The 12,288-nt window shown below is 71.4% G+C and carries 12 protein-coding genes and 1 pseudogene; 8 read left to right on the top strand and 5 right to left on the bottom strand.

Annotated elements, in window-relative coordinates:
* Positions 1-17: 17 nt before the first annotated feature.
* Both ACTMTI_RS19080 and ACTMTI_RS19075 read right to left on the bottom strand, forming a co-directional pair.
* The gene (locus ACTMTI_RS19080) at positions 18-287 is read right to left on the bottom strand and encodes a hypothetical protein (RefSeq protein WP_441121738.1); all 270 of its coding nucleotides are present in this window, start codon (positions 285-287) and stop codon (positions 18-20) included.
* Between the two features lie 84 nt (positions 288-371).
* The gene (locus ACTMTI_RS19075; RefSeq protein WP_441121737.1) at positions 372-2,360 is read right to left on the bottom strand and encodes a HelD family protein; all 1,989 of its coding nucleotides are present in this window, start codon (positions 2,358-2,360) and stop codon (positions 372-374) included.
* A gap of 66 nt (positions 2,361-2,426) precedes the next feature.
* Here ACTMTI_RS19075 and ACTMTI_RS19070 point away from each other — a divergent pair, with 66 nt between their 5' ends.
* Entirely contained in the window at positions 2,427-3,035 is a 609-nt protein-coding gene (locus ACTMTI_RS19070; RefSeq protein ID WP_441121736.1) for a TetR/AcrR family transcriptional regulator, read from the top strand.
* Between the two features lie 29 nt (positions 3,036-3,064).
* On the opposite strand, the gene ACTMTI_RS19065 is transcribed toward ACTMTI_RS19070, so the two are convergent.
* Positions 3,065-4,036 carry a tyrosine-type recombinase/integrase gene (locus tag ACTMTI_RS19065; RefSeq protein WP_441121735.1) on the bottom strand — a complete coding sequence of 324 codons (972 nt, stop codon included), beginning with the start codon at positions 4,034-4,036 and terminating at the stop codon, positions 3,065-3,067.
* 28 nt (positions 4,037-4,064) lie between these two features.
* Positions 4,065-5,243, bottom strand: coding sequence for a cysteine desulfurase-like protein (locus tag ACTMTI_RS19060; RefSeq protein ID WP_441121734.1), 1,179 nt, complete (start codon positions 5,241-5,243; stop codon positions 4,065-4,067).
* Between the two features lie 9 nt (positions 5,244-5,252).
* Between ACTMTI_RS19060 and ACTMTI_RS19055 the strand changes: the two genes are divergently transcribed.
* The 5 genes from ACTMTI_RS19055 (at position 5,253) to ACTMTI_RS19035 (ending at position 9,289) form a co-directional block, all read left to right on the top strand.
* Positions 5,253-6,299, top strand: coding sequence for a winged helix DNA-binding domain-containing protein (locus ACTMTI_RS19055; RefSeq protein ID WP_441121733.1), 1,047 nt, complete (start codon positions 5,253-5,255; stop codon positions 6,297-6,299).
* Between the two features lie 121 nt (positions 6,300-6,420).
* A complete protein-coding gene (locus tag ACTMTI_RS19050; RefSeq protein WP_441121732.1) occupies positions 6,421-7,851 on the top strand; it encodes a WS/DGAT/MGAT family O-acyltransferase in 1,431 nt (476 codons plus the stop codon).
* A gap of 61 nt (positions 7,852-7,912) precedes the next feature.
* A complete protein-coding gene (locus ACTMTI_RS19045) occupies positions 7,913-8,851 on the top strand; it encodes a winged helix DNA-binding domain-containing protein (protein ID WP_441121731.1) in 939 nt (312 codons plus the stop codon).
* Positions 8,754-9,017 (top strand): DNA glycosylase AlkZ-like family protein, encoded by a 264-nt coding sequence (locus ACTMTI_RS19040; RefSeq protein WP_441121730.1) that lies wholly within the window; start codon positions 8,754-8,756, stop codon positions 9,015-9,017. The genes ACTMTI_RS19045 and ACTMTI_RS19040 overlap by 98 nt, the downstream gene beginning before the upstream one ends.
* Positions 8,969-9,289, top strand: a complete 321-nt coding sequence (locus ACTMTI_RS19035; protein WP_441121729.1) for a hypothetical protein — start codon at positions 8,969-8,971, stop codon at positions 9,287-9,289. Before ACTMTI_RS19040 ends, ACTMTI_RS19035 begins: the two co-directional genes overlap by 49 nt.
* A 161-nt stretch (positions 9,290-9,450) precedes the next feature.
* On the opposite strand, the gene ACTMTI_RS19030 is transcribed toward ACTMTI_RS19035, so the two are convergent.
* A complete protein-coding gene (locus ACTMTI_RS19030) occupies positions 9,451-10,218 on the bottom strand; it encodes a TetR/AcrR family transcriptional regulator (RefSeq protein WP_441121728.1) in 768 nt (255 codons plus the stop codon).
* A 182-nt stretch (positions 10,219-10,400) separates the two neighbouring features.
* Between ACTMTI_RS19030 and ACTMTI_RS19025 the strand changes: the two are divergent.
* Positions 10,401-11,312: pseudogene (locus ACTMTI_RS19025) on the top strand (RNA polymerase sigma factor); the annotation flags it as partial.
* A gap of 162 nt (positions 11,313-11,474) precedes the next feature.
* Positions 11,475-12,242, top strand: coding sequence for a class I SAM-dependent methyltransferase (locus ACTMTI_RS19020; RefSeq protein WP_441121727.1), 768 nt, complete (start codon positions 11,475-11,477; stop codon positions 12,240-12,242).
* The last annotated feature ends 46 nt before the right edge of the window (positions 12,243-12,288 follow it).

Here is a 12,288-nt window from a genome sequence, read left to right as displayed (position 1 = left end):
CGCGTGGTTCCGAGAAATCACGACATGACGCTCTCGAGGATGAAGCTGAGGGCCGTGCCGATGACCATGCCCACACCGGCGGCCGCGGCGGCCCACTTGCCCAGCGGCTCGCCCCTCGCGTGGCCTGCGATGCCCAGCACGATGCCGGCCAGGCCGAACAGGACCGGGGTGAACAGCACGGCCACCACGGCGCAGACGAACCCGATGATCGACAGGACCTGGTCGCTCATGCGCGCCGCGCCGGCGGGCGGATCGCCGCCTCGCGGCGGGTCGTGGGACGAGGTCACGGAGGGCTCCTCTCGGGAGGTGAACACATCACACACCGCGGCCGGGCGCCGTGTCGAGCCGCGGAACCAGGGCATCCCCCCATTTCAGGCGGCCTGTTCCGGGCGGGAGAGCGGGGCCGGGAGCGGGCGCGCGTGGACGACGTCGAGCCGGGAGACGGCCCGCGTGAGGGCGATGTAGAGCCGGTTCAGGCCGCGCCGCTCGGCCTCGGCGATGGCGGCCGGCTCGGCCACGACGACGTGGTCGTACTCCAGCCCCTTGGCCAGCGAGGCGGGCAGCACGCTCAGGCGCCCGCCGAGGTCGAGCCCTTCGTTCCACAGCGCGGCCGTGAGCGCCTCGACGTCGGCGTCCGCCGCGATCACCCCGATCGACCCCTCGTACGCCAGCGCCTCGCGCGCCGCCGCGACCACCCCCTTCTCCAGGCCGGTCACCCTGGTCAGCCGCAGCCTGCCGTCCGAGCGGTACGAGCGGGTCGCCGGCACCTCCACCTCCAGGGCCGCCAGCAGCCTGTTGGCCAGCTCCACCACCGCGCCCGGCACCCGGAACCCGGTCGTCAGCGTGATGACCTCGCCGTCGGGCTTGCCGAGCAGCTCCATCCGCTCCGGCCACGACGTCGCGGCCCACGGCGTGGTGCCCTGGGCCAGGTCGCCGAGCACGGTGAGCGAGCCGTGCTCGCTGCGCCTGGCCACCGCCCGGCACTCCATGGGCGACAGGTCCTGGGCCTCGTCCACGATGACGTGGCCGTAGCCGCGCGGGCGCTCGATCAGTGCCGCGAGCTCGTCGAGCAGCACCAGGTCGGCCGCCGTCCACTTGGCGCTCTTGACGCTGCGCGGCGGCTTGGCCCAGGTGATGGCCGCGCGCTCGGCCTCGGTGAGCACGCCCCGCGCCGGGTCGCCGGCGTCGGCCGGGCCGCGGAGGAGCTCATGCAGGATCTCCACCGGCTTGGCCGGCGGCCAGAGGGCGTCGAGCGGCGGGGTGACGGCGCGGGCCATCTTGCGGGTCCAGGCCGGGGTCGCGGTCTGCCCGCGGGCCTCGGCCTGACGCCGGATCGCGGCCACCACCTGGGCCCGCACGCGTTCGCGGCCCACGCCGTACGGGAGCGACGCGCGCCGGGTGTCGTCGACGATGCGGCGCAGCTCGTCCACGCGCACGCGCCAGCGGTAGGAGCCGTCTGGCGCCACGACGGGCTCGACCGGCTTCCTGATCCGCCCGTACAGCGCTCTGCGCAGGACCTCGGCCATCCGGGCGTCGTGCTTGACGATCGCGGCCGCCTCGCTGTCGGCCGCCGTGACGGGGACGGTGGCCAGCAGCCGGTCCAGCGTGGTCTGCTCGACGTCCACCTCGCCGAGCGCCGGCAGCACGGCGGAGATGTAGCCGAGAAAGGCCCGGTTCGGGCCGAGCACCAGCACGCCGGTGCGTTCGAGCCGCCGGCGGTGCGCGTACAGCAGGTAGGCGGCCCGGTGCAGGCCCACCGCGGTCTTGCCGGTGCCCGGCGCGCCCTGCACGCAGATCGAGGAGTCCAGGTCGGCCCGCACGAGGTCGTCCTGCTCGGGCTGGATGGTGGCGACGATGTCGCGCATGGGGCCGACGCGGGGGCGTTCGATCTCGGCGGCCAGGATCTTGCTCTCGCCCTCCTGGCCCTGTTCGAGCCGCTCGTCCTCGAACGACGTCAAGGTGGTGCCGGACCAGCCGAAGCGGCGGCGTACCGTGACGCCTTGGGGGTCGCGGGCGCTGGCCCGGTAGAACGCCCGCGAGACCGGCGCGCGCCAGTCGATCACCACGGGCGGGCCGCCGTGCTCGCCGGTGATGTGCCGCCTGCCGATGTAGTACGAGCGGCCCCGGTGCTCGGCCGAGCTCTCGCCGAAGTCCAGCCGGCCGAAGAACGGCGGGCCTTCCGGCTCCTCGCTCAGCTCCTTGGCCAGGCTCTTGAGGTGGCGTCCCAGCCGTTCCGCGCTGTAGCGGTCGCCGGCCACGGTCTCACCGACGATCACGTTGTTGCGCGCGCCTTCGAGCATCCTGCGCAGCCCGGCGCGGCAGCGTTCGACGTACTGCCGCTCGTCGTCGAGCGTCCCCATCACACCCCCAAAAGTGTTAACTCGGTTAAGAGATTAACCAGGTTAACACTTTGATAGTGTGTGCACATGACCGGACTGCGACAGCTCCAGCGCGAACGCGTGCGCGAGGCCATCTCGGCGGCGGCCGTCGCGCTCTTCCTCGAGCGCGGCTTCGACGAGGTGCCCGTGACCGAGATCGCGGCGGCCGCGGGGGTGTCGAAACCGACGCTGTTCAAGTACTTTCCGGCCAAAGAGGACCTGGTCCTGCACCGGATCGCCGACCACCAAGGGGAGGCGGCGCGGGTGGTGCGGGAGCGGGCCGCGGGGGAGGCGCCACTGGAGGCGCTGCGCCGCCACTTCCTCGACGGCCTCGCCCGCCATGACCCCGTCACCGGGCTCAACGACCACCCCGCGGTGATGGCCTTCCACCGGATGGTGTTCGAGACGCCCAGCCTGGCGGCGCGGGTGTTCCAGTACATGTCGCGCGACGAGCGCGCCCTCGCCGATGCGCTCCGGGACACCATGGACGATGTCACCGCCGACCTCGTCGCCGCCCAGGTGCTGGCCGCGCAGCGGGTGCTGGCCCGGCGCAACTGGCTGCTGCTGGCGGAGGGGCGGCCGTTGCGGGAGGTCGAGCCGGAGGCGGTGCGCGCCGCCGAGCGGGCGTTCGCGCTGCTGTCGGTTCCTGCGAGCTGAGTCGCTCCCAGGCCGGCGGGCCGGGCGGGCTACGACAGGGGGCGGGCGGTGGGGAGACGGAGGCGGTCGACGGCTTCGCGGCGGGTGCGCTCGGGGCGGCGGTCGTAGCGGGCCGTCGTGGCCGGCGACGAGTGGCCCACCAGCGCCTGCGCCGTCGCCAAATCCACCCCCGCGTCCAGCAGCTCGCCGATGAACGTGCGCCGGAAGTCGTGCGCCGTACGCCGCGAAGCGCCCGCCGCCCCCAGCCGCCGCGCCAGGATGTCGGCGATGCCCTGCCCCGTCAGCCCCACCGGCCGGCCGTCGCGCAGCCGCACCCGCCCCGCCTTGCTGATCGGGCTGAACAGCGCGCCGGGGCCGCCGCCGCGGATCGCCAGCCAGCGCTCGACCAGCCCGATCGCGTCCGTCGTCAGATAGACCAGGCGCTCCTTGTCCCGCTTGCCGCGCACCCTCAGCGACCGCGCCCCCGGGTCGTAGTCGGTCAGCGAAAGCCCGCCGAGCTCGGCCCGGCGGCACCCGGTGGAATAGAGCACCGCGATCAGCGCCGCGTCGCGCACCCCGGCCGGCGAGTCGTCGCAGGCGGACAGGGCCGCGCCGACCACCTCGGGCGGCACGTGGTGCCCGGTCGGCAGCCGGCTCTGCCGTACCGGGGCCAGGTCGGAGGCGCGGGCGAAGTCCTCCGCGCTGGTCTGGCCCAGCCGCCAGGCCTCCTTCAGCACCCGGCGCAGCGCCACCAGGTGCTTGTTGACGTACGCCGCCGACCAGCCCTGATCGGTGAGCAGCGTACGGATGCGCACCGTGTGCTCGTACCGCAGCAAATGCCACGGCTGTCCCGCGCCCGTCGCGCTCTCCTCGCCGGTGAGCAGCCGGGCCAGCCGATCGAGGCAGCCGCGCATGCTGCGGCGCGACTCCGGGCTGGTGAGCGAGTCGAGATAGACGTGGTACGGGTCGCGGGCCGGCTCGACCGCCGGCGCCGCCACTTCAGGTACGGCAGGCACGCTCACCTGGACGATCTTAAGGCGGAACGGCGGCTCAGCCCAGACGGGCCACGCCTTCGAGGAGCCGATCCACGTCGGAGCGGTCGTTGTAGTGGACCAGGCCCGCGCGCACCGCGCCGCCCGAGTCGCGGATGCCCAGCACGCCGGTCAGCTCCCAGGCGTAGTTGTGGCCGTTCCACACGTTCACGCCGAGCCTGGCCAGGTGCTCGGCCACCTGGCGCGGGGCGTGCCCGGCCACGTTGAAGTACGCGGTGGCGGTGCGCCGGGCCGGCTTGCCGTACAGCGTGACGTTCGCCAGCTGCTCCAGCCCCTCGATCAGCACCCCGAACAGCTCCAGCTCGTGCTCCTCCACCGCCGCCATCGAGGCCAGCAGGCGTTCGCGGCGCGAGCCCGTGCCGGGGACCATGGCGGCCAGGTGGTCGACGGCCGCCGTCACCCCTTCCAGGTCGGCGAACGCCGCCGTGCCCGTCTCGAACCGCTGCGGCACCGTGTCCGGCGACGAGGCCAGTTTGTCCGGCCTGATCGTCTCCAGCAGCGCCGGGTCGGCCACCACCGCGCCGATGTGCGGGCCCGACCACTTGTAGGCGCTGGTGGCGTAGAAGTCGGCGCCCAGTGCGCGCATGTCCACCGGGCCGTGCGGGGTGGCGTGCACGCCGTCCACGTACATCAGCGCGCCCGCCCGATGCGCCAGCTCGGCGATCGCGGGCACGTCCGGGCGGGTGCCGAGCACGTTGCTCGCCGCCGTCACCGCCACCACCCTGGTGCGCTCGCTGATCAGGCCGGCGTACTGCTCGACCGGCAGTTCCCCGGTCACCGGGTCCACCTCGGCCCAGCGGATGGTCGCGCCGGTCTGGATCCAGGGGCGGACGTTCGCGTCGTGGTCCAGCCTGGAGACCACCACCTCGTCGCCGGGGCCGGCGATCGCCCTGGACAGGCGGTAGGTCAGGGTGGTCATGTTCGGGCCGAGTATCACCCCGTCGGGGTGGCCGCCGACCAGGTCGGCCACGGCGGCGCGGCAGGCGGCGACGATCGCGTCGGAGCGGTGGCTGGCGGGAAAGGCGCCGCCCACGTTGCCGATCCCGGCCCGGTAGGCGTCGGACATGGCGTCGATCACCGACTGCGGGAGCTGGGTGCCGGCCGCGCCGTCGAGATAGGCGAAACCATCGGTCAAGGCTGGATAAGTGGCGCGTACTGAATTAAGGGGGAAAGGCATGATACGTAGATGCTCACCCTCCGGGACCTCAACCGTGCCACCTTGGCCCGCCAGCACCTTCTCGACCGCCACAAGGGCGACGTGACGGACGTCGTGCACCGGCTCGTGGGGCTGCAGGCCCAAGAGCCGCGTCCTCCTTACCTCGGGGTGTGGTCGCGGCTGGAGGGATTCACACGCGATGACCTGCATACGGCGCTGCACGCGCGCACGCTGGTGCGAGCCACCATGTGGCGCGCCACGCTCCACCTGGTGACGGCGGCCGACTTCGCCGCCTTCCGGCCGCTGCTGCGCCCGGTGCTGGCCGCCGCCGCGCGGCGCTTCGAGGGCATCGACGCCGACGCCGTCGTGGCCGCCGCCGACCGGCTGCTCGCGCACCGGCCGCACACGTTCAACGAACTTCGGCCCCGGCTGCAGGAGGAGTTCCCCGAGCAGAACGAGCGAGCGCTCGGGTACGCCGTACGCATGCTCACGCCGCTGATCATGGTGCCGACCGAGGACCGGTGGAGTTTCCCGCGCGATTCGGCCTTCACACCGCCCGGCATCGCGCTGGACCCCGCGCCCCGCCTGGAGACGCTGATCGAGCGGTATCTGGCCGCGTTCGGCCCGGCCACCCCCGCCGACGTGCAGACCTGGTCGGGGATCGGCGGCATCCGGCGCGTCATGAACGCCATGAACCTGGACAGGCTCACCGACGCCGCGGGCCGGGAGTTGTTCGACCTGCCGGGCGCGCCCAGACCGGGAGGGGACGTGCCCGCCCCCGTACGGTTCCTGCCCGACTTCGACACCCTCATCCTGGGCCACGCCGACCGCACCCGCGTGCTGGCCGACGAGCACAAAGGCCGGGTCGCCACCAAGAACCTGCGCATCAAGGCCGTCTACCTGGTCGACGGGTTCGCGGCCGGCACCTGGCAGATCAAGCGCACCGGGAAGAGGGCCAAGCTGCTCATCAGCCCCTTCACCCCGGCCTCCCTGGAGCCGATCGAAGAGGAGGGACTACGGCTGCTGGCGTTCGCCGAGCCCGACGCCACGGCGCTGTCGCTGGAAATTGCGACGTAGACGTCACTACCTAAGGTGGCGGACGTTCACGGCCAAACCTATTTCAGGGTGTGGTTAAGCGGCGCTGTCGCTTGAAGTGGCGGACGGAGTCTGATTGGTTCGGGACGGAGGTGTCAGACCCATGCCGCAACTGTCCGCCCTGGATGCGCAGTTCCTCCATTTCGAGACCGCCACGAACGTCGCCAACATCGCCGGCCTGGCCGTGCTCGACGGCGACCTCAACCGCGCCGATCTGCAGGGCCTGCTCGAGCGGCGGCTCCCGTACGTGCCCGCGCTGCGGCGCAAGCTGGCCCCGGTGCCGTTCGGGCTCGACCACCCGTACTGGGTGCAGGAGGACGATCTCGACCTCGACTACCACGTACGCGAGATCGGCCTGCCCCCGCCCGGCGACGACCGGCAGCTCTCCGAGCAGGTCTCCCGGCTGCACCCCCGCCGGCTCGACCGCGGCCGGCCGCTGTGGGAGATCTACTTGATCCACGGCCTGCCGGCAGGCCGCATGGGCCTCTACACCAAGATCCATCACGCGGCCGTGGACGGCATCGGCGGCGCCGACGTCCTCGCCGCGCTCCTCGACACCAGTCCCACGCCCGCGCCGCCGCCTCCGTCCGCGCCCGAACGGGACGAGCCGCCGCCGGGAGGGCCGGAGATGCTGGCGCGCGGGCTGGCCAGGATGGCGGTCAACCCCGCCCACGCGGTGCGGTTCGCGGCCAGGGCCATTCCGCACCTGGACGAGATCCCCGTGGTGTCCTGGCTCCCGGGCGCCGGGCTCGTCTCCGGGCTGGCCCGCAAGCTGGCCGGGACCGGGCAGGCGCCCGAACTGCCGACGCCGCCCGCGCCCAAGACGCCGTTCAGCGGCCCGGTCTCGCAGCACCGGCGCTTCGCGTTCGTGTCGCTGCCGCTGGAAGAGATCAAGCGGGTACGCAAGGCGTTCGGGGTCACCGTCAACGACGTCGTCATGGCCGTGTGCGCGGGCGCGCTGCGCAGGTGGCTGGCCGCGCACGGCGGCGTCCCCCGCCAGCCGCTGGTGGCCGGGGTGCCGTTCTCGCTGCGAGAGGCCGGCGGGGAGGGGCGCGGCAACCAGGTGTCGATCATGACGGCGCCGCTCGCCGTGCACCTCGATGATCCCGTCGCCCGGCTGAACGAGGTCCGGTACGCCACGCAGCGGATCAAGGACAGGTTCTCGCTGGCGCCCGCGCGGTGGCTGCGCGAGTTCAGCGAGTCCATGCCCGCCGCGCTCATGGGGCTGGCGTCGAGGTCGGCGTTTGGGCTGGTCGGGCAGACCGCGCCGCCGATCAATGTGATCATCTCGAACGTGCCGGGCCCGCAGTTCCCGCTGTACGTGTGCGGCGCGCGGCTGCTGAACCACTACCCGGTCTCGGTGATCACGGATGTGAGCGGCGGCGTCAACATCACCGCCTTCTCCTACGACGGCTCGGTCGACATCGGCGTCATCACCGACAGGGAGATGATCCCGGACGCCTGGGAGCTGACCGGCCACCTGCGCGCCGCCCTCGACGAACTCCTCGGCGCGGAGGCGCGGTTGCCGCATTGAGGCAGCGCCGTACGGGCTAATGCGGAATCATCCTTGCCGCGTTAGTTCGTACGCTGCCCGCATGATCCTGAATCGCCGGGTGCTCAACCGTACCGCGCTCGACCGCCAGCTCCTGCTGAGCCGCTCGCCCCTGTCGGCGGCGCAGGCCATCGAGCGGCTGGTCGCGGTCCAGGGGCAGGAGATCGACGCGCCGTACCTCGGACTGTGGTCCCGCCTGGCCGCCTTCACCCAGGACGATCTGGCGGACCTGCTGCACGGCAGGCAGGTGGTGCGGGGCTCGCTGCTGCGCGGCACCCAGCACCTGGCGCTGGCCGGTGACTACGTGTGGATCCGGCCGCTGGTGCAGGTGATCCTTTCCAGGACCAGGCAGGCGGCCTGGGGGCGGCTGATGCGCGACGTGGACCCGGAGGAGCTGGCGCTCCTGGCGCGCAAGCACCTGGCCGGGCGTACGCTCACCCGGCCACAGCTGCGTGACCTGCTGCGGGAGCGGTGGCCCGAGGTCGATCCGATGGCGCTGGGCTTCTCGGCCCAGGCGCTTTTGCCGATCGTGCACCCGCCGCCGAACGGAATCTGGGGCCGGGGCGGGGCCACGCCGTTCACACTGGCCGAGGAGTGGCTGGGGCGGTCGCTGGAGGACTCGCCGCCGGTGGAGCGGCTGGTGGTGCGGTATTTGGCCGCGTTCGGGCCGGCGAGCGTGATGGACGTGCAGATGTGGGCGGGGCTGACGCGGCTGCGGCCGGTCGTGGAGGCGATGCCTTTCCTGCGGAAGTATCAGGACGCCGAGGGCCGTGTCCTCTATGACCTGGCCCGATGCTCCGCTCGCCGCGGCGGACGCGCCCGCTCCCGTACGGTTCCTGCCCTGGTTCGACAACCTCATCGTCGCGTACGCCGACCGCAGCCGGTTGATGACCGCCGAGCAGCGCAAGGCGGTGTGCGTGGGCGCCGCCATCTACCCCACCATCCTCGTCGACGGAACTGTCGGTGGCATGTGGGACCTTAAGAACGGCGTGCTGACGGTCGAGCCCTTCCACCCGCTGCCCGACGGCGTGATGGCGGAGCTGGCCGCCGAGGCGGCGCGCCTGATGGCTTTCGCCGGTGCCGAGGAAGGGAGCATCACATGGCTACCGCCGAGGAGCTCTACGAGGACATGGTCGCCGAGCATCTGACCAGGCCTGATGTGAGCATGGGCCGCATGCTGCACGCCGACGGCCTCAAGGTCGGCGGGAAGGCATACGCGTTCTTCTCCAAGGATCGCGGGGTGGTGCTCAAGCTTCCGGCGCCGCGCGCCGGCGAGCTGGTGGGGGAGGGCACGGCCGAGGTGGTCCGGATGGGGACGCGGCAGATGCGGGAGTGGGTCGCGCTGCGCGAACCGGACGAGGAGGTGTGGCGGCGGCTGATGGCGGAAGCCGCCGCCTACGTCGCCGGCTTAGGCCGCTGACCAGGCCGTTCCTGGGGATGGGCGATCGGGACGCGGGGCGCCTGGCGAGGGCGCGGCATGGTACGGACGCGTGCCGGGCGCGGCTGCTCGTTTGGCGCGGATCGCATGGGGGTGGCTGGGCGTGGTGTCAGCGGATCGCATCGAGGTGGCTGGGCGTGGTGTCACCGAACGGCGTACTCGCCGATGGCGGGCTCGAGGAGGTCGAAGACGTGCTGTGCGGCCTCGGTGAGCGCGGCGGCGATCTCGTCGTCGCCCTGGCCGGCCAGGGTCCGGCTCTGCAGCTCCCGGAAGAGCAGCCGGTCGGCCGCCGAGAGCTGGGCGGCCACCGCCCGCGCCAGCAGCTCACCGCCCCGCTCACCGGCGACCGCGTCCCGGCCCTGCGCAGCCGGGACGCCATCGCCGGGCAGTGCCTGCGCGGCGGGGACACCGCCGGGCCGGAGCGGAGGTGCCGGGACACCGCCGGGCCGGAGCGGAGGTGCCGGGACGCCGGCCGCCTCGGCGGCGAGCTGGGCGGCGAGGGCGTCTTCGCGCTGGTCGTGCAGGTCGCGCAGCCGGGCGACCAGGATCGGGCTGTCGGCGATCATCCGGGCGAAGTCCCGCCCCGTGAACCCGATCACCGGATCGCGCCGCTCCAGCGCCGACACATAAGCCCGCCGCAGCGCCGCCAGCGCCGACTCGCCCGGCGTGCGCGCCGCGACGACCGACGCCAGCCCCTGCACGAACTCCTCGTGGTGGTCGAGGGCTAGATCTTCCTTGCGGGGGAAGTAGTTGGTAACGGTCATCTTGGCCACCCGCGCGGCGGCTGCGATGTCGGCGATCGTCGTCCGGTCGAACCCACGCTCCAGGAACAGTTGGGTAGCGTGGTCTGAGATGGCCTGCCTGGTCTCTCGCTTCTTCTGTTCCCTCAAGCCCAAGGTGTCGGTGCTCATAGCCACAGTCTTCCACAAATTATTAGGTTCGACCTGATTTTAGGTTGACGCTTGCGACAGTCTGACCTAAAGTTAGGCGCGACCTAAACTTGGTGCGTCCATCCAACGCGAGCTAGGAGAGTGTTTTGTCCGAAGCGGCAGAGGTTCTCGAACTGGACGACAGCGTCGCCGACAGCGGCACGGCCGGCGGCGCAGACTCGGTCAAGGCGTATCTGAAGGAGATCGGCCGGGTGCCGCTGCTGACCGCCGAGCAGGAGATCGACCTGGCCAAGCGCATCGAGGCGGGCCTGTTCGCCAGGGAGAGGCTGGACACCGAGCCGTGGCTGTCCGCCGAGCTGCGGGCGGATCTGGAGTGGATCGCCGACGACGGCGTCCGCGCCAAGCGCCGCATGCTCGAGGCCAACCTCAGGCTCGTCGTCTCCATCGCCAAGCGCTACACCGGCCGCGGCATGCTCTTCCTCGACCTGATCCAGGAGGGCAACCTGGGCCTGATCCGGACGATCGAGAAGTTCGACTACCGGCTGGGCTTCAAGTTCTCCACATACGCGACCTGGTGGATCAAGCAGGCCATCTCCCGGGCCATGGCCGACCAGGCTCGCACGATCCGCATCCCCGTGCACATGGTGGAGCTGATCAACAAGGTGGCGCGGGTGCAGCGCCGCCTGCAGAGCGAGCTGGGCCGCGAGCCCACGCCCGAGGAGATCGCCGCCGAGGCCGAGCTCGACCCGGCCCGCGTGATCGAGGTCCAGCGCTACGGCCGCGAGCCGATCTCCCTGAGCACGCCGCTCGGCGAGGAGGGCGACAGCGAGTTCGGTGACCTCATCGAGGACACCGAGGCCGTCTCCCCGGCCGAGGCGGTCTCGTTCACGCTGCTCCAGCAGCAGCTGCGCAGCCTGCTCGACCAGCTCTCCGAGCGGGAGGCAGGCGTGATCAGCATGCGGTACGGCCTGACCGACGGCAAGCCGATGACGCTGGACGAGATCGGCCGGATCTACGGTGTCACCCGCGAGCGGATCAGGCAGATCGAGGCCAAGACGATGTCCAAGCTCCGCCACCCGTCTCGCGCGCTGGCGCTGCGCGAGTATCTGAGTTAGCCGTACTGATCAGATAAAAGGCCGATATGCCTGCCCGGGCGCCGAATATGGGTGACGGCACCTTTGTGGGCCGGCCCGCTCGTTGAAAGGCTGCGTAAACGGAAACTCAAGACTGTCGCATCGGGCCTTTGAACGGCGTGGCGGGTGTCCTAGATTCCAATCGTGAAACGCTCCCGTTCCAGCCTCGTCCACCAGGTGACCTACGCGGTCAAGAAGCCGCACAAGATCGCGCCGCACCTGCGTCGGCTGGCCCGCGACACGTGGTTCAGGCTGCGCACTCGCGACCACATCGCCTACTACCGGGCCGTCATGAAGTCCGACACGGCACGCGATCCCGAGGGCGCGGTCGGGTCGCACACCCACAGACGCTGGCTGGCGCTCGGCCGCATGCAGTTCGACTACCTGGTCGAACACGGCCTCAAACCGGAATGCCGGATGCTGGAAATCGGCTGCGGCAACCTTCGCGCCGGCCATTTGTTCATCGATTACCTGCACAGCGGCAACTATTACGGCATCGACATCTCGCCCGATATCCTCATGGCCGCCCAGGAAACGATCGTCCAGCACGGCCTGCGGGACAAACTGCCGTATCTGACCCCCGTACGCGACCTGCGATTCGCGTTCCTGCCCAGCGAGCATTTCGACGTCGTGCACGCGCACAGCGTCTTCTCCCACTCGCCGCTGGAGGTCATCGAGGAGTGCTTCGCCCACGTGGGCCGGGTCATGAAGCCGAACGCCTGGTTCGACTTCACCTTCGACAGGACCGAGGGCAAGGAGCACCAGGTGCTGCGGGAGGACTTCTACTACCGCACCGAGACGCTCGTGGCCCTGGCCGGCAAATACGGCTTCGACGCGATGTTCATGGAGGACTGGGAACGCCTGCCGCACAAGCAGTCGAAGATCCGCCTCACCAGGAGGCCTGTCGTCTAGCTCCTTGGCCGCCGCCGCGAAAAATCGGACTGCGTACGAACCGGGA

Source organism: Nonomuraea sp. H19 (genome assembly GCF_052068215.1).
Taxonomy (GTDB): Bacteria; Actinomycetota; Actinomycetes; order Streptosporangiales; family Streptosporangiaceae; genus Nonomuraea.
Note: the sequence above shows the minus strand (reverse complement) of the source record. Positions and strands in the feature narration are given on the sequence as shown.